18 protein-coding genes and 1 tRNA gene are annotated in these 15963 nt (G+C 63.8%); 10 read left to right on the forward strand and 9 right to left on the reverse strand.

Going from position 1 to position 15963, the window contains the following annotated elements; genetic code table 11:
* Nucleotides 1-23 precede the first annotated feature (23 nt).
* The 3 genes from LCM4576_RS20870 to tkt form a co-directional block, all read right to left on the reverse strand.
* The gene (locus tag LCM4576_RS20870; protein WP_071034330.1) at nt 24-1913 is read right to left on the reverse strand and encodes a potassium/proton antiporter; all 1890 of its coding nucleotides are present in this window, start codon (nt 1911-1913) and stop codon (nt 24-26) included.
* A gap of 157 nt (nt 1914-2070) precedes the next feature.
* A complete protein-coding gene (gap, locus tag LCM4576_RS20875; RefSeq protein WP_041000169.1) occupies nt 2071-3081 on the reverse strand; it encodes a type I glyceraldehyde-3-phosphate dehydrogenase in 1011 nt (336 codons plus the stop codon).
* Between the two features lie 154 nt (nt 3082-3235).
* Entirely contained in the window at nt 3236-5227 is a 1992-nt protein-coding gene (gene tkt, locus LCM4576_RS20880; RefSeq protein WP_071034332.1) for a transketolase, read from the reverse strand.
* A 261-nt stretch (nt 5228-5488) separates the two neighbouring features.
* On the opposite strand from tkt, the gene LCM4576_RS20885 reads away from it, so the two are divergent.
* The 3 genes from LCM4576_RS20885 (at nt 5489) to LCM4576_RS20895 (ending at nt 6982) form a co-directional block, all read left to right on the forward strand.
* Nucleotides 5489-5761, forward strand: a complete 273-nt coding sequence (locus LCM4576_RS20885) for a DUF4164 domain-containing protein (RefSeq protein ID WP_071034333.1) — start codon at nt 5489-5491, stop codon at nt 5759-5761.
* 4 nt (nt 5762-5765) lie between these two features.
* Nucleotides 5766-6131, forward strand: a complete 366-nt coding sequence (locus LCM4576_RS20890; RefSeq protein WP_040985184.1) for a cell division protein ZapA — start codon at nt 5766-5768, stop codon at nt 6129-6131.
* A 191-nt stretch (nt 6132-6322) separates the two neighbouring features.
* On the forward strand, nt 6323-6982 hold the full coding sequence (locus LCM4576_RS20895) for a peroxiredoxin (protein ID WP_071034335.1): 660 nt from the start codon (nt 6323-6325) through the stop codon (nt 6980-6982).
* 108 nt (nt 6983-7090) lie between these two features.
* On the opposite strand, the gene rpoH is transcribed toward LCM4576_RS20895, so the two are convergent.
* Nucleotides 7091-8002, reverse strand: coding sequence for an RNA polymerase sigma factor RpoH (rpoH, locus tag LCM4576_RS20900; RefSeq protein ID WP_071034337.1), 912 nt, complete (start codon nt 8000-8002; stop codon nt 7091-7093).
* A gap of 213 nt (nt 8003-8215) precedes the next feature.
* Nucleotides 8216-9280 carry an RluA family pseudouridine synthase gene (locus tag LCM4576_RS20905; protein ID WP_071034339.1) on the reverse strand — a complete coding sequence of 355 codons (1065 nt, stop codon included), beginning with the start codon at nt 9278-9280 and terminating at the stop codon, nt 8216-8218.
* Nucleotides 9281-9306: 26 nt separating this feature from the next.
* Between LCM4576_RS20905 and LCM4576_RS20910 the strand changes: the two genes are divergently transcribed.
* The 3 genes from LCM4576_RS20910 (at nt 9307) to LCM4576_RS20920 (ending at nt 10311) form a co-directional block, all read left to right on the forward strand.
* Entirely contained in the window at nt 9307-9690 is a 384-nt protein-coding gene (locus tag LCM4576_RS20910; RefSeq protein ID WP_040985178.1) for a hypothetical protein, read from the forward strand.
* A gap of 11 nt (nt 9691-9701) precedes the next feature.
* Nucleotides 9702-10115, forward strand: a complete 414-nt coding sequence (locus LCM4576_RS20915; RefSeq protein ID WP_040985287.1) for a VOC family protein — start codon at nt 9702-9704, stop codon at nt 10113-10115.
* A 121-nt stretch (nt 10116-10236) separates the two neighbouring features.
* Nucleotides 10237-10311 (forward strand) — tRNA-Glu (locus tag LCM4576_RS20920).
* A gap of 390 nt (nt 10312-10701) precedes the next feature.
* Here the strand turns inward: LCM4576_RS20920 and LCM4576_RS20930 are convergent.
* Genes LCM4576_RS20930 through LCM4576_RS20940 form a run of 3 tightly spaced genes read right to left on the reverse strand, consistent with a single transcriptional unit; the run spans nt 10702 to nt 13431 of the window.
* Entirely contained in the window at nt 10702-11208 is a 507-nt protein-coding gene (locus LCM4576_RS20930; RefSeq protein WP_071034342.1) for a GTP-binding protein, read from the reverse strand.
* The gene (locus LCM4576_RS20935) at nt 11208-13076 is read right to left on the reverse strand and encodes an OmpA family protein (RefSeq protein WP_071034344.1); all 1869 of its coding nucleotides are present in this window, start codon (nt 13074-13076) and stop codon (nt 11208-11210) included. The genes LCM4576_RS20930 and LCM4576_RS20935 overlap by 1 nt, the downstream gene beginning before the upstream one ends.
* A gap of 1 nt (nt 13077) precedes the next feature.
* The gene (locus LCM4576_RS20940; protein WP_071034346.1) at nt 13078-13431 is read right to left on the reverse strand and encodes a hypothetical protein; all 354 of its coding nucleotides are present in this window, start codon (nt 13429-13431) and stop codon (nt 13078-13080) included.
* 349 nt (nt 13432-13780) lie between these two features.
* Here LCM4576_RS20940 and LCM4576_RS20945 point away from each other — a divergent pair, with 349 nt between their 5' ends.
* From LCM4576_RS20945 to LCM4576_RS20960, 4 genes are all read left to right on the forward strand, one after another.
* Entirely contained in the window at nt 13781-14173 is a 393-nt protein-coding gene (locus LCM4576_RS20945) for a YidB family protein (protein ID WP_274534975.1), read from the forward strand.
* 123 nt (nt 14174-14296) lie between these two features.
* On the forward strand, nt 14297-14617 hold the full coding sequence (locus LCM4576_RS20950) for a DUF2853 family protein (RefSeq protein WP_274534976.1): 321 nt from the start codon (nt 14297-14299) through the stop codon (nt 14615-14617).
* 165 nt (nt 14618-14782) lie between these two features.
* Nucleotides 14783-15205, forward strand: coding sequence for a large conductance mechanosensitive channel protein MscL (gene mscL / locus LCM4576_RS20955; RefSeq protein ID WP_041000461.1), 423 nt, complete (start codon nt 14783-14785; stop codon nt 15203-15205).
* Nucleotides 15206-15360: 155 nt separating this feature from the next.
* Entirely contained in the window at nt 15361-15561 is a 201-nt protein-coding gene (locus LCM4576_RS20960; protein WP_071074878.1) for a hypothetical protein, read from the forward strand.
* A 181-nt stretch (nt 15562-15742) separates the two neighbouring features.
* Here the strand turns inward: LCM4576_RS20960 and LCM4576_RS20965 are convergent.
* Nucleotides 15743-15963 (reverse strand): response regulator transcription factor (locus LCM4576_RS20965; protein WP_131803275.1); only part of this gene is annotated, 221 nt, incomplete at its 5' end.

A 15963-nucleotide genomic window follows, 5' to 3' on the forward strand; every position in this document is an offset into this window, starting at 1 on the left:
AAAAATAATGTCGTTGTGTGACGTCAGCTCTCTCCTGCTGCCTTTTGCACCGCGGACTCGGGCGCTGGAGCGGCTTCGGCCGGGACCTCCACGGCAGGCGTCCCGGCCGGCTTACGCCGGTTGCGGATGAAGCCGGCGATGCGGTCGACGATCTCGCCGGCGCTCAGGAAAACCGGCACGCGCGCAACCGGCGCCGTCGGCTCGAAGGACAGGCCGAGTCCCGTTATCCTGCCTTTCTCGTCGACGTCGCGCACGATCAGCTCGATCGGGCCGATCACCACGCGGTCGGCATATTCGGGGCGGCCGCCGAGCCRCTCGGTAACGAGCGCCGCGACGGTGAGTTTCTGTTCGGCCTCGGTCAGGCCCGGCGCATAAGCGGCTTCCAGCTCCGCGGCCGAGCGGGCAGGATCGACGGCGAAGGCGCCGAAAAAGTCGGCGTCCTCCGGATCGACCACGGCGCGGCTGGCGAACAGCTTATCGAGCAGGCGCGGGTAGCGGTCCGGCACGAAGATGTAGACCTGATCGCCGGCGGCGAGCCTGCCCATGTCCTGGAAGCGCATGGAGCGCCCGTCGCGCAAAACCAGCGAGGGTCTCGCCCAGCGCGGGATGCGCTCGCCACGCGCCACCGGGCTGCCGGGCGCGACGCGATAGGCGAGCAGCTCGTGATGCGCCGAGCCCGGCAGTTCGAGCTCGACCTTATCCAGCGGCCCGAGGCGCGCGGGGACGATGAGGCCCAGGCGCCGCGCCAGCGGACCGACCGTCCAGCCCTGGACCACCAGCGACACGAGAACGATGATGAAGGCGGCGTTGAAGATCAGGCGGCCATGCTCGAGGCCGCCCAGCAGCGGCGTGATGGCCAGCAGGATCGAGACTGCGCCGCGCAAGCCGACCCAGGAGACGAAAGCGACCTCGGGACGCGGCAGGCGGAAAGGGATCAGGCAGAGCCAGACGGCCAACGGCCGCGCCACGAAGATCAGGAACAGGCCGAGCAGGATCGCCGGCACCAGGATCGCCGGGAACTGCGAGGGCGTGGCGAACAGGCCGAGGATCAGGAACATGATGATCTGCGCCAGCCACGACATGCCGTCCTGGAAGCGCTTCAGGATGGTAACGGCGCGGATGTCCGAATTGCCGGCGATCAGCCCGGCAAGGTAGACGGCGAGAAAGCCCGAGCCGCCGATTGYGCCGGCCGCCGCGAACACCATCAGCGAGAGCGTCAGCACGAAGATCGGCAACAGGCCATGGTCGAGATTGAGYCGCTCGACAAGACGCACGATGCCAAAGCCGCCGAGCACGCCGATAATGGCACCGACCCCCATATTGGCGAGGAAGCCGAGCAAAAGGTTGGTGGCCAGCACATTGGCTTCAGGGTTCGCATGCGCGGCGATGATCTCGACCAGGGTGATGGTGAGGAAGATGGCGATCGGATCGTTGGTGCCCGATTCCACTTCGAGCGTCGAACGCACGCGCTCGCGCAGATGGATTTCGYCGGCACGCAGCAGGAAGAACACGGCGGCCGCATCGGTCGAGGCGACGGCGGCGCCGAGCAGCGAGGATTCGAGCCAGTTGAGGTTAAGCAGATAATAGGCGGCCACGCCGAAGATGCCGGTGGTGAGGATGACGCCGATCGTGGCCAGCGACAGCGCCGGCCCGGCCGCCTGGCGCAGCGCGTTGAGCGGCGTGCCGAAACCGGAATCGAACAGGATGATGGCCAACGCAAGTGAGCCGGCAAAATAAGCCAGCCGCRCATTGTCGAATTCGATGCCGAGGCCGTCGACGCCGGTGGCAAGGCCGATGCAGAGGAAGAGGAGCAGCAAAGGAGCGCCGAAACGGAAGGCGATCAGGCTCGAAAACGCGGCGGCGACGATGAGCGCCGTGCCGACCAGCGTCACGAGATAGATCGCATGCTCCATCCGCCAGTGCCCCTCAAGTCCCTCTCATTTGTCGATTTACGGGAGAGTGGGGCGAAGACATGACCAGTGCAAGGCAACAGCATGTTTTTTGGCTCAGCCGGCCGATAAAAAACGCCCGGCCAAGCCGGGCGTTTCAAAACTCTGAAGCGCGCCTGGATCAGGCGATGGTCTTGCCGAAGGCGACGGCGGTGTCGCCCATGCGGTTCGAGAAGCCCCATTCATTGTCGTACCAGGACAGGACCGAAACGAAGTTGCCGTCCATGACCTTGGTCTGGTCGAGCGCCACGATCGAGGAATGCGGATCGTGGTTGAAGTCGATCGACACATTCGGGTGATGGGTGACCGAGAGCACACCCTTGAGCTTGCCCTTCGAAGCGGCGATGAGCGCCTCGTTGATCTCCTGCGGCGTGGTCGAGCGCTTGGCGATGAACTTGAAGTCGACGACCGAGACATTCGGGGTCGGCACGCGGATCGAGATGCCGTCGAGCTTGCCCTTGAGGTCGGGCAGCACGAGGCCGATCGCCTTGGCGGCGCCCGTCGACGTCGGGATCTGCGACAACGCCGCGGCGCGGGCGCGGTAGAGGTCCTTGTGCATGGTGTCGAGCGTCGGCTGGTCGCCGGTATAGGAGTGGATCGTCGTCATCATGCCCTTCTCGATGCCGACGGTCTCGTGCAGCACGGCCGCCAGCGGCGCCAGGCAGTTGGTGGTGCAGGACGCGTTCGAGATGACGATGTGGTCCTTGGTCAGCTTGTCGTGGTTGATGCCGTAGACGACGGTGAGGTCGGCGCCTTCGGCCGGGGCCGAGACGATGACGCGCTTGGCGCCGGCGGTCAGATGCGCGGCGGCCTTGTCGCGGGCGGTGAAGATGCCCGTGCATTCGAGCGCGATGTCGATGCCGAGCTCTTTCCACGGCAGTTGGGTCGGATCCTTGATCGCGGTGACCTTGAACTTCTCCTTGCCGACCGAGATCTGGTCGCCGTCGACGGTCACCTCATGCGGGAAGCGGCCATGCACGCTGTCGTAGCGCAGCAGATGCGCGTTGGTCTCGACCGGGCCGAGGTCGTTGACGGCGACAACCTCGATGTCCTTGCGGCCGGATTCATGGATGGCGCGCAGGATGTTGCGGCCGATGCGGCCAAATCCGTTGATGGCAACTCTGACGGTCATTGTTCTCTCCCTTGGGGGCTGGAAAGCGGATGGTCCACAGTTTCATAACGGCGGAAGGCGCAAGAATCCAGCCGCAGAACGTCGCATTTAAATCGATTAGGTTGGTCCAGCCCGGCAGAGCCGTCAATCGGCTTTGCCGGGCCCGAGCCAATCCCTACTTGCCGTGCAGGCGGGTTTCGACCGCCTTGGCCGCGGCCTCGGCGGTGATGCCGAAATGCGGATAGAGCTGCTCGATCGAGCCGGAGGCGCCAAAACCGTGCATGCCGATGAAAATGCCGTCGGTGCCGATCAGGTGATCCCAGCCCTGGCGGATACCGGCCTCGATCGCGACCTTCACCTTGGCGTTGCCGATGGTCTTGGCGCGATAGTCGTCGCTCTGCTGGTCGAACAGCTCGAAGCAGGGCACCGAGACGACGCGGGTCGGATGGCCGTGCTTTTCCAAGAGGTCGCGCGCGCCGAGCGCGATCTCGACCTCGGAGCCGGTGGCGAAGATCGTCACCACGGCCTCGCCGTTTGCGGCGGCAAGCTCGTAGGCGCCTTGGCTTGAGAGGTTCTTCTGCGAATGCTCGGTCCGCACGGTCGGCAGGTTCTGGCGGGTCAGCGCCAGGGTCGAGGGCGTCTTTTCCGATTCCAGCGCAATCTGCCAGCATTCGRCGGTCTCGACCGCGTCGGCCGGGCGGAAGACATTGTGGTTCGGGATGGCGCGAAGTGCCGCCAGGTGCTCRACCGGCTGGTGGGTCGGGCCGTCCTCGYCGAGGCCGATCGAATCATGCGTCATGACGAAGATCGAACGGATGCCCATCAGCGAGGCCAGGCGCATCGAGGGGCGGGCATAGTCGGAGAAGCACAGGAAGGTGCCGCCATAGGCGATCAGGCCGCCATGCAGCGTCAGGCCGTTGATCGCCGCCGCCATGCCGTGCTCGCGAATGCCGTAATGGACATAGCGCTGGCCGTAGTCGTCCGGCGTGATGTTCTTCGTCTGGCTGGTCTTGGTGTTGTTGGAGCCGGTGAGATCGGCCGAGCCGCCGATGGTCTCCGGCACCGCCCCGTTGATGACTTCCAGCGCCATTTCCGACGACTTGCGGGTGGCGACCTTCGGCTTGTCGGCCGACAGCTTCTTCTTGTAGTCGGCGATGACTGCGTCGAAATTCGACGGCAGCTTGCCGGCGAGGCGACGCTCGAACTCGGCCTTCAGCTTCGGCTCGGCCTTGGCCAGGCGGCCTTCCCAGTCGGCGCGCGCCTTGGCGCYGCCCTTGCCGACCGCGCGCCAGCTGTYGAGGATGTCGGCCGGGATCTCGAAGGGCGGCGACTCCCAGTTGAAGAATTTGCGCGCGCCGGCGATTTCCTCGGCGCCGAGCGGCGAGCCATGCGCCTTGTTGGTGCCGGCCTTGGTCGGTGCGCCGAAGCCGATGGTGGTCTTGCAGGCGATCATCGTCGGCTTGTCGGAATGGCGCGCCGCCTCGATGGCGTAGGCGATCGCTTCCGGATCGGTGCCGTCGATGTGGCTGGCGTTCCAGCCGCTAGCCTGGAAGCGGGCGACCTGGTCGGTGTTGTCGGCTAGCGAGACCGGGCCGTCGATCGAGATGTTGTTGTTGTCCCAGAAGACGATCAGCTTGTTGAGCTTCAGATGTCCGGCCAGCGCGATGGCTTCCTGGGAGACGCCTTCCATCAGGCAACCGTCCCCAGCCAGCACATAGGTGTAGTGGTTGACGAGGTCGTTGCCGAAGGCGGCGTTCATGATGCGCTCGCCGAGCGCGAAGCCGACCGAATTGGCGAGGCCCTGGCCGAGCGGACCGGTGGTGGTCTCGATGCCGGCGGCATGGCCGTATTCGGGGTGGCCGGCGGTCTTGGAGCCGAGCTGGCGGAAATTCTTGATCTGGTCGATCGTCATGTCCTCATAGCCGGTGAGGTAGAGGAGCGAGTAGAGCAGCATCGAGCCGTGGCCGGCCGACAGGATGAAGCGGTCGCGGTCGGCCCAGTGCGGCGCCTTGGCGTCGAATTTCAGGAAACGGCTGAACAGAACCGTGGCGATATCGGCGCAGCCCATCGGCAGGCCGGGGTGACCGGAATTCGCCTTCTCGACGGCGTCCATGGAAAGGAAACGGATCGCGTTGGCCATCCGATCATGTTGTTCACGCGAGGTCATGCTTCCTCCGGAAGTGGGTTGGAGCCTGGGGAGAACCCTTGGAAAAGGATGCCGCGACACATAGCAGGCGCGGCCTTTTAGTCAACAAATCGGGACGGATTTTGCTGGGCTCGCGATGGCATCGAGCGCCTTACATTAGCGATAGCGGGGGACAGTCGCGAGAGCTTTGTTGACGCGCCCTTCACCCGGCGCCTAATCTTTCCGAGGTAACGCGTTCTGAATGCGCGCGATTCGGTGATGGGCAGGGCATAGGACGAGGCCATGACCGGGGAAACGACCCTCAAGGAAGTCATCGCCAGGCTGGGCAAGGCCATGGAAGGGCTGGAAAACGCCGTGGCGGCGAAGCTCGAGCATGAGCGCGATTATTCGGAAGCCGAGGCCGAGGTGCAGCGCRTGAACGCCGACCGCTCGCGCCTGGCGCAGGAGCTCGACAATTCCGAAGCGCGCGCCGAACGGCTGGAGGATGCCAACAAGGAAGTGTCGCGGCGGCTGGTGACCGCCATGGAAACCATCCGCGCGGTTCTGGACAGGTAAGGCAATGGCACAGGTCACGGTTTCCATCGACGGCAAGCARTACCGGATGGCTTGCGACGAGGGCCAGGAAGAGCATCTGATCGACCTTGCCGAGCGCTTCGACCGTTATGTCTCGCATCTGAAGGATTCCTTCGGCGAGATCGGTGACCAGAGGCTCACCGTCATGGCCGGCATCATGGTGATGGACGAGCTCTCGGAGCTCACCAAGCGCGTCAAGGGCATGGAGAGCGAGGTGCTCACCTTGCGCAAGACGCGCGACGAGGCGCTGACCAAGGCCGACAAGAGCGACAGCGTGCTCACGACCGCGCTCGGCGCGTTGGCGCAGCGCATGGAAGATCTCGCGGCGACACTCGCGATAAAGAAAGCCTGAGCGGCTTATCCTCTATCGGAAGTAGAAAATCCTGCTGCGGATCACTAGTGGCGACGAAAATTTTTATTCCGCGAGGGCCGCGGCCATCGTGCGCGGCGTTTTACCGACGCCGCGATGGTGCTAGGGTTTGGAGCCGGCGACGGCCAGCCGCAAAGCCGGCTACAATTTTTCAAAAAGGGTAGGGATAGGCCATGAGTCTTCGTATCAACGATATCGCGCCGGATTTCACGGCCGAGACCACGCAGGGCACCATCAAGTTCCACGACTGGATCGGCGAYGGCTGGGCGGTGCTGTTCAGCCATCCGAAGAATTTCACCCCGGTCTGCACCACCGAACTCGGCACCATGGCCGGTCTCGAAGGCGACTTCAAAAAGCGCAACGTCAAGATCATCGGCATCTCGGTCGATCCGGTGTCGAGCCACGAAAAGTGGCAGGCCGACATCAAGACCGCCACCGGCCATACGGTGAACTATCCGCTGATCGGCGACAAGGACCTCCATGTCGCAAAGCTCTATGAAATGCTGCCGGCAGGCGCCGGCGAAAGCTCGGAGGGCCGCACGCCGGCCGACAACGCCACCGTGCGGTCGGTCTACGTCATCGGCCCGGACAAGAAGATCAAGCTGGTGCTGACCTATCCGATGACCACGGGCCGCAACTTCGACGAGATCCTGCGCGTCATCGATTCCATCCAGCTGACCGCCAAGCACCAGGTGGCGACCCCGGCGAACTGGAAGCAGGGCGACGACGTCATCATCACCGCCGCGGTTTCCAACGAGGACGCGATCAAGCGCTTCGGTGCCTATGAGACGGTGCTGCCGTATCTGAGGAAGACCAAGCAGCCCTCGGCGTAGCTCTTCCTTCTCGCCGWTCAACGGGGAGAAAGGGCTAATTCGCCACCTTCGCCAAACAAAAAAGGCGGCGCCGAAGCGCCGCCTTTTCTTTTCGATATCGAGCTTTGGTTAAGCCGCCGGCTGCGCTTCGATGGTGCGCAGCGCCTGGGTTTGGCGCTTGGCGGCGGCCTTGACCGCGTCCTGCACCTTCTCGAAGGCGCGCACCTCGATCTGGCGCACGCGCTCGCGGCTGATGTCGAACTCGGCCGACAGCTCTTCGAGCGTCAGCGGCTCCTCGGCGAGGCGGCGCGCCTCGAAGATGCGCCGCTCGCGCTCGTTGAGGACCGACAGGGCGCCCGACAGCATGGCACGCCGGTTTTCCAGCTCGTCCTGCTCGATCAGCATCTCTTCCTGGCTTTCGTGGTCGTCGACCAGCCAATCCTGCCATTCGCCGGACTCGCCTTCGCTCGCCCGGATGGGGGCGTTGAGCGAAGCGTCGCCCGACAGGCGGCGGTTCATCGACACCACTTCGGCCTCGGAAACATTGAGGCGGGTGGCGATCTCGGCGATCTGGTCGGGCTTCAAGTCGCCTTCGTCGAGCGCCTGGATCTTGCCCTTCACCTTGCGCAGATTGAAGAACAGACGCTTCTGGTTGGCGGTGGTGCCCATCTTGACCAGGCTCCACGAGCGCAGGATGTATTCCTGGATCGAGGCCTTGATCCACCACATGGCATAGGTGGCGAGCCGGAAACCACGCTCCGGTTCGAATTTCTTCACGACCTGCATGAGGCCGACATTGCCTTCCGAGATCACCTCGCCGATCGGCAGGCCGTAGCCGCGATAGCCCATGGCGATCTTGGCGACGAGCCGCAAATGGCTGGTGACGAGCTTGTGGGCGGCCGAAGTGTCCTGATGCTCGGCGTAGCGTTTCGCGAGCATGTACTCTTCCTGCGGCTGAAGCATCGGGAAGCGGCGGATTTCTTCCAGGTAGCGGGCGAGACCGCCTTCACCGGAAACGATACTGGGTAATGATTGGGCCATGATAGCGCCCCTCTCTCTTTGGAGTGGATGCCCCCGAAGCGGCGGGCATTCGTCACGGATGCCAAAGGCTCATCCGCGACAACCTGTATATATAGGAACAAAACCAGAAAAGACAGGCATTTGTTCAACGCTAAACAGTCTGTCACGCTGAAGTGAACAACGCCGGTCAGGTTTTTTGATGGCTGGTTTGCAGCTTGTTCGTGGCGGGTCGTCTCAAAGTTTCCGGAAGTCGCCGACGAGTTCCTCCATGTCTCCCGGTATCGGCGCTTCGAACCTCATCGTTAGATGGGTGGTCGGGTGCTCGAATTCAAGGAGCCAGGCGTGCAGGGCCTGCCGGGGAAAGGCCTTGACCTTGGTTTTCAAGGGTTCCCGCAGCCGGTTGGCCTTGGTGCGGAAGGCTTGGCCATAGTCCGGGTCGCCGATCACGGGGTGGCCGATATGGGCCATGTGGACGCGAATCTGGTGGGTGCGGCCGGTCTCCAGCCGGCATTCGACGAGGCTCGCGGTGGCGAAAGCCTGCTGTGCCTCGCCGAAGCGCTCGACGACGCTGAAATGCGTGACGGCATGACGGGCATCGTCACGGCTTTCCGGCACCACCGCGCGGCGGACGCGGTCGGCGGCGCGGCCGAGCGCAGCGTCGATCGTGCCGGTCGGCCGCTGCGGGATGCCCCAGACCAGCGCCAGATAGGCGCGCTCGAGGTCGCCGGTGCGGCCATGGTCGGCAAAGGCCTCCGACAGGGCCTTATGCGCCCGGTCGGTCTTGGCCACCACCATGACGCCGCTGGTCTCCTTGTCCAGCCGGTGYACGATGCCCGGCCGCCTCACGCCGCCGATGCCGGAGAGACTATCGCCGCAATGGTGGATCAGCGCGTTGACCAGCGTGCCGGTCCAGTTGCCGGCGCCGGGATGGACGACCAGCCCCGCCGGCTTGTTGATGACGATCAGCTCGTCGTCCTCATAGAGGATATCGAGGGGGATGTCCYCGCCCTGCGGCTCGRCCGGCTCAGGTGCCGGCACCAGAATCTCGACCCGCTCACCGACTATCAGCTTGCGCTTGGTTTCCAGCACCTGCTTGCCGGCGACAGAGACGGCGCCTTGGCGGATCAGCGCCTGCACGCGGCTGCGCGACAGCTCCGGTCCGAGCTTGGCGGCGAGCCATTGGTCGAGGCGCTGGCCGGCGGCGTCCGCATCGGCTTCCAGCACGACGGCTTCGCCGGATTCCTCGTCCGCCAATTCGTCCTCTATCAATATCGGGGTCTCTTCGTTATGAGCGCTCATCGAAACCCATTGCGGATTGTTTAGCCATGGCCCGGCCGATCGCCGAAGAAGATGAGGAAAAGCCGCTCGACCCCGCGGCCGAGAACGTGCGCCGCAAGCTCGTCCGCTTCATGATCGTCAATCTCGGCCTTCTGTTCCTCGCCCTTATGGTGGTGATCGGGGCGCTTGTCTACAAAGCCCGCAACGCGCCGGTGGCCGGACCGGCGCCCGCCGGCGATGTCCAGGCTCCGGCCGGCGCGCCGCTCTCGGGCGACATCGTGCTTCCGGTYGGCGCCAAGGTGATCAGCCAGTCGCTCTCCGGCAACCGCCTGTCGATCGACGCCGAGCTTGCCGACGGCAGCCATTCGGTCTTCGTCTACGACATTGCCGAGCGCCGCATCGTCGGCCAGTTCGCGATCCGCAACAAATGAGCCCGCAACAAATAAGCGGCTTTGCCGAACGCCGCAGCGTCGCGACCGTGGCGCTCGTCGTCGCCAATTACGACGAGGCGGTTCGCTGGTATGTCGAGCGGCTCGGCTTCGTGCTCATCGAGGATGTCGACCTTGGCGGCGGCAAGCGCTGGGTCACCGTCGCGCCGGCGAATGGCCAGGGAGCACGGCTGCTCCTGGCGCAGGCATCCGGCGAGGAGCAGGCAAGCCGCATCGGCAACCAGACCGGCGGCCGGGTCTTCCTCTTCCTCGAGACCGAGGATTTTTCCCGTGACCATCAGGCGATGCTCGCCAAGGGCGTCGAGTTCCGCGAGGCGCCGCGCCACGAGGCCTATGGCACGGTGGCGGTCTTTGCCGATCTCCACGGCAATCTCTGGGACCTGATCGAGCCGAAACGGCAGGGCTGACCCGGCCCGCTTAGGTCTTTTGTTCTGTCGCAGATTCTTACCGGAAAGCCGTACGACACTTTTCCGGAATCTGCTCAGTTGCTTTTTCCCGGCCGCCAGCCTATGTAGCCGGTTCTTGAGCGCGCCCATCGTCTAGCGGTCAGGACACCGCCCTCTCACGGCGGGAACAGGGGTTCGATTCCCCTTGGGCGTACCAAGCTTCCAAAACCGACTTTCGAAGAGTCCGGGAGGCTGGTCATTCCGCACCAAGGGAGACGGCGGYTGCGGATTCGGCTGCGGTTCTTTCGCGTGATGCTCGCTCCAACAACATCGACAGGTGTTGGAGATGCATCGATTGTGCATCCTCGAGCAACTGCAGAAAGTTGGATGCCTTTCCCCTCGGTAGCCGATGGCGCTTCAGGGCAGCTATCCGCGCCCGTTGGCGCCTGATGTGCTGCTCGGCCAGCAGGACGTGCCGTTCCGCCATTTGGATGTCGTCGGCGAGAGCCATAGGCAGAAACGATTCGGGCGGCCAGGTGGTTCCGCTGGCAGGGCCGTCACTCACAACGCGTCTGGTGCTCCTCCGACGACCCGCGGCGGTTCCAACTTACAGCTGCCGACGCCGTATCGTTTCGGCGAGTTCGGCAAAGGCGTCCACTATACCCTCGCCGTTCTTGGCGCTCACGAACTTGACGCTCGATCGCGGCAGCTGGCCGATCTCTTCGGCGCTGCCGGGGGCTTCGGCGAGATCGATCTTGTTCACGAGCGCCCGGTATGGCCTGCCTGGAAATCGCGTCTCGAAGCTGCGAACCAGTTCGACCATGCGCGTCACCGTTTGCGGGCGCGTCACGTCCGACACGACGATCRCCGCCGACGCGCCGGTCACGTAGACGGTGTCGAAGATACGCGTCCCGAAATCGCCGTCGGTGTCCCATAAAACAAGGCGAGCCRCCTCGCCCCCGCGAAGCGGATCGGCCGGAACGTCGTAGCTCAGCACCTCGACGCCGAGCGTGGATTTGTATTCGCYGTCGAAACGATCATGAACGAGGCGGTACATGATCGAGGTCTTGCCCACGCCCATGTCACCCAGCAGCATGACCTTTGCGCTAACCATCACTGAAGGCGCTCGGCTTGGAACACGTTTTCGAAGGTGACCCGGCGGTTCCCTTCGCTCGGCACGTCGGAGATCGGTACTGACGACGAGCGCGAGACCACGAACAATCGCGATGGCTCGATCCCGAGCGAAACCAATTTGCGCACCACCTGATCGGCTCTCTTGCGGGCAACCACGCGGTTGGTCGATTCCGTCCCGGTATCGTCCGCGTGGCCGACAATCCGGATTCTCAGGTCGTTGCCGGCAAGAAGTCCGGCCAGATCTTGGATCTGTTGCTCAGCCTGTTTGTCATCGGCAAACGCGTCGTTCGTGCCGAAGAAGATCGCCGTCGAGGCCATGAAGCGATCGAGCCGCTCGGCGGGGCTGTCGGCTATCGACCGCACCGCCTCGTATTGCTGGTTTCTGGTTTTTGCTTCCTCGGCCATCGCCGCGCGTATCTCGTCGATGCCCGCCCGCAGGCCGGCAAGGGATTGCAGCTCCTCCTGGCTCGGCCCGCGCGTCCGGTCGATACGGGCCTGCAGGCCCGCGAGAGACTGCCGCTGGCCGGCGAGCGCTTCGCCGGTTTCGCCGGCGGACTTGYGCAGGCCGACAAGGGATTGTTGCAGCTCGGCGATCRCCCGCCGGTTGTCGTCGATGCCCGCCTGGAGACCGGTCACCGACTGGCGCAGGGCGTCGATATCGGCACGCAGCGCCGCCGACTGTTCCATGCCCGGCACGACGCCAATCCGGCCGACCACCTGATAGGGCGCAGCGGCCTTGGCCAGGGCGTCGATCAGCGGAGCCGTCCGCACCTGGCTTGGTTCTATGCCGGAGACCGAGACGCTGCGATTGCGGTGGTCGAAATCCAGGCGCAGGGGGAACGTTTCCAGCAGCGGTTCCTTGCCGGCCAGTTCCTGGAGCGCATCGTTGGTGCGGCGTTCCAGCATGGTGCGGCTCCAATAGACGCTCGCCAGCCATGCCAGCCCGGCGGCGACGAGAGCCGCGAGCACGAACAGGGCGACCTTTCCGCCCCGACGCGGTTTGGGCTCGGCGGCGGGATCGGCTTCGATGGAGGTGGCCAGCGAAGCCAGCGTGGCGGCATCGCAGTCCTTGCCGCCGTCCATGCTCTCGATCGTGTCGAAGAAAAGCGAATTGATCCTGGCGTTGTCGATCGGGCGAAGGGGGCCGATGCATTCCGCCGCCAGGATGAACCGGGGCGAAGCGCGAAGCACGATCTCGCGTCCGCCGAAATCGAGCTGCTGCAGATTGCCTTCGCCGGCCAGGGCCTGGACGGAAAATTCCAGGATCGCCGCCACCATCGCGCTCAGCAGGTCGGCGCGCTCGTCGGAGGTCTCGTCGCGCTTCCAGTCCGCGACGAGGCGTCCGTTGCCGCGCTCGATCATCAGCAGCCGGTTGACGCGCGGCGGACTGGCGTTTGCCAGAACGAACTCGCTGATCGGACGGCCCGTCGCCAGCGACTTGATGCGCCCGATCCACAGTTCCGTCGATGTGAGCGCATTGAGGYGCTGCTCCAGCCGCGCGACGAGTTCCTTGAAGGCGTTCGCCACGGCCGCGCTGACCAGCCGGCCCGTGATCGGGTAGAGCGCGTCGACCATGAGGTCGCGCGAGTTCCTGATCTCGCTGCGGATCGCGGAGACTACCGACGGCGCGATGACATTGGCCAGCTCGCGCGGCCGAACGACTTCGGCGCGTTCCAACGCGGCGACGAGGATGTCGGCCGTTGCGGTTTCGAGCCGTTCGGGGCTGCCGATATATTGCTGAAGGAGAAGGACGTCCGCTCCCAGCGCCTCGAGACGCGCCGCCTCCGTTTGAAAGAGCAGTTTTCYAAGCTGCTCGATCTCACGGTTCTGGCCGGCGGCGGACGTCATGCTACTTTCCCGCGCGGCCGGATCCTAGCCCGCTGATGGTCGCTCCAAGGTCCGAAATCGCGGCGCCGATGTCCCTTTGCGWGGCGAGCCGCTTCTGTTCGGTCTCCCGCTCGAGCTCCAGGACGTGTGCCTGCAGTGCCGCGAGCTCCTTCGCAAAGTCCGCCTGGAGCTGCTTGATGCTGGCCTGCATCTCCTCGCGCAGACCGGCCAGATTGCTTTCGAGCGATCGCTGCGCGCCTCCGAACAGGAGATTGCGAACCTGATCGATCGTGGCCTCGGCATGGATCGTGGCTTCCGACCCATTGGCGGAGACAGCTCCATCCGCGGCTTTTGCGGCTTGCTCGGCGGCTTTCATTTTCTTTCCTCGGCTCTCACGCTCACTGACACTGTGACGACCRTTATATCAAATCCTAATTCGTGTGACAGGCAACCGACTTATTGCCGTCGTCGGCTGTCGAGCGTCGGGCGTGGCATTTACGCAGCCCTGTCCATCGTCACCTACCGCAATGACGAGGCTCACGCCAGTCGTCCTACGACCCGGGTCGGACCGAGCTTATCCGCCCCTTACCACAAACGAGCGTGGCAGGAACGACGCCTGGTTCAAGTGCGATCAGGCTGCCGCCGAATGTGACTTTCGTCATCTTCGGTCCTGACCTTCGTCAAGTGTCGCAATCCCGCGAAACGGCATAGATCACGCCTGAACGCTGCGCGACGGCGGATGTGATTTTTCGACGGGAGGTTCCCAGATGGGATTTTTGGACAGTCTGYAAAGCGCATTGCAGGGCGGGCAGCAGGGCGGAGGCTCGAACCTCCTGGCCGATGCGCTGACCAGCGTCGGCGGTTACCAGGGCGTGCTTGCCATGCTGCAGAAGTCAGGTCTCGGCGACCGCGTCGAATCCTGGCTGAGCACCAACGCCGCAAATCTTCCGATCGCRCCCGACGAGATCAAGGCAGCGCTCGGCGATCAGCGCCTGCAGCAACTGGCGAGCCAGTTCGGGATTCCTCTGGATCAGGTGGCCGGCGTCCTGGCTCAGCATCTTCCGGCGGCCGTCGACAAGGCTAGCCCCGACGGCGTGCTTGCGACACGCAACAGCTGACACCTACGGGCGGCAAGACAATCAAGAGATGACTTCGCGGCAACCAGGCCGCGCGGCTCGACGGCAGCATCGCTGTCCAGCTGGAAACGAGAGGGYAAACGTGTRAGCAARCAAGACGAGCTGATCAGCAAATATGCGGCGGACCTGAGGGTCAAGTGCGGCCTTACGGCGGACATGGATCTCCTGACGAAAGTGACGAAGGGCTGYGGCCCGGCGATCTACGACAAGGATGCATCCACCGTCTCGGCCTCGGACAAGGAGGAACTGGAACGGGTCAAGAAGAATTTCCTCGTCAAAAGACTGGGGCTGGCCGACGATGCCGGCCTGGATGCRGGGCTCGCCAGGGTCGTCGACCAGTACGGCCGGACCAATCGCAACAAACATCGCGCGGTCTTCTACTATCTGCTCGTCAAGCATTTCAGGCGCGAGAGCGTCTTCGCCTGACGGCGCAAACAGGCAAATGGGGCAGAGCAATTCCAGGAAAAGTGCGTGCGGTTAAGTTCGGCGCTTGCGCCGTAAACTTCCGTCCGGAATTGCGTCCAAACAAGGAGATAGGGCGGTTCGCCGTTTCCGTGGAACGGTGAAACGCCCCTAAAAGAGGAGATGGGGATGCTGAAAGAATTCCAGGAATTCATTTCCAAGGGCAATGTGATGGACTTGGCCGTCGGCGTCATCATCGGCGCCGCCTTCTCCAAGATCGTCGATTCGCTCGTCAACGACATCATCATGCCGATCGTCGGYGCGATCTTCGGCGGGCTGGACTTCAACAATTACTTCTTCGGGCTGTCCTCGAACGTCCATTCGGCCACGCTGGCCGATGCCAAGAAAGAGGGCGCGGTCTTCGCCTATGGTTCATTCATCACGGTCGTGCTGAATTTCCTGATCCTTGCCTTCATCATCTTTCTGATGGTCAAGGCGGTGAACAATCTGCGCAAGCGGCTGGAGCGCGAGAAGCCTGCCGCTGCCGCGGCCCCGCCGCCGGCCGACGTGCAGCTCCTGACCGAGATCCGCGACCTGCTCGCGAGAAAATAACGGGATCGTTCGATGCGGCCGGGCGCAGGACGGGCCGTATCGCATCGCCTATCCTCATTTTGGTCCGCAAGCCTTCGCGACCGACCAGCGGAAATCCTCCGGCACAGTATTCCGCCTTCAACAAGGTCGCGAACCATGTGGCAAAGCTTCGGACAATGAAGATCGTTGCGGAATTGCTGACGGCGCTCGACGAGACCATGCTGACCGTGAAAGGCCATCTGGCCGAAATGGATACCGAGCAGCTCAACGCGCTCGTGGGCCTGCTTGCGCCTCGCCCGTCGATCGGCAGCGCCGAAATGGTTCTGACCATATTGGCGCTTCGTGAAATCGAAGCTCGCAATCCGGTAAAGAGCTAGCCGTCGAGAGGCATCGGCGGCCATATTCCCAGACCTGCCGCCAAGAGCAGGAGCTCAGGCAACCAGACTGCCCGTGGCTTCCCCCAAAACCCCGAGCCGCGGGCCTTTCTGAGCGCTCGGTCGCCCTGCCGTCGCCATGCCGGACAGGCCCCCGGGAACGCGCGTTAGCCCGCAAGATCGTTCAGCCTATCGTTTTTATGGCCAGCTCGGTCCTGTTCTTGGCGCCGCACTTCTCCAGGATCGTGCTGACGTAATTCTTTATCGTACCCTCGGCCAGATGCAGCTGCGCGCCGATCTCGCCATTGCTCTTGCCTTCGACGATCAGTTTCAGGATTTCGTTCTCACGCGCGGTGAGGTCGTTGCGGATCGACACGCTCGCCGGGGCGTGCCGCGGGCGCAACC

The sequence above is a fragment of the Mesorhizobium sp. LCM 4576 genome (genome assembly GCF_001854815.1).
Taxonomy (GTDB): Bacteria; Pseudomonadota; Alphaproteobacteria; order Rhizobiales; family Rhizobiaceae; genus Mesorhizobium; species Mesorhizobium plurifarium.

Excerpts from the sequence above, each read along its gene's own strand:
- gap (WP_041000169.1), bottom strand. The coding sequence starts at position 3,081 with ATGACCGTCAGAGTTGCCATCAACGGATTTGGCCGCATCGGCCGCAAC.
- rpoH (WP_071034337.1), bottom strand. The coding sequence starts at position 8,002 with ATGGCCCAATCATTACCCAGTATCGTTTCCGGTGAAGGCGGTCTCGCC.
- LCM4576_RS20960 (WP_071074878.1), top strand. The coding sequence starts at position 15,361 with ATGAAGATCGTTGCGGAATTGCTGACGGCGCTCGACGAGACCATGCTG.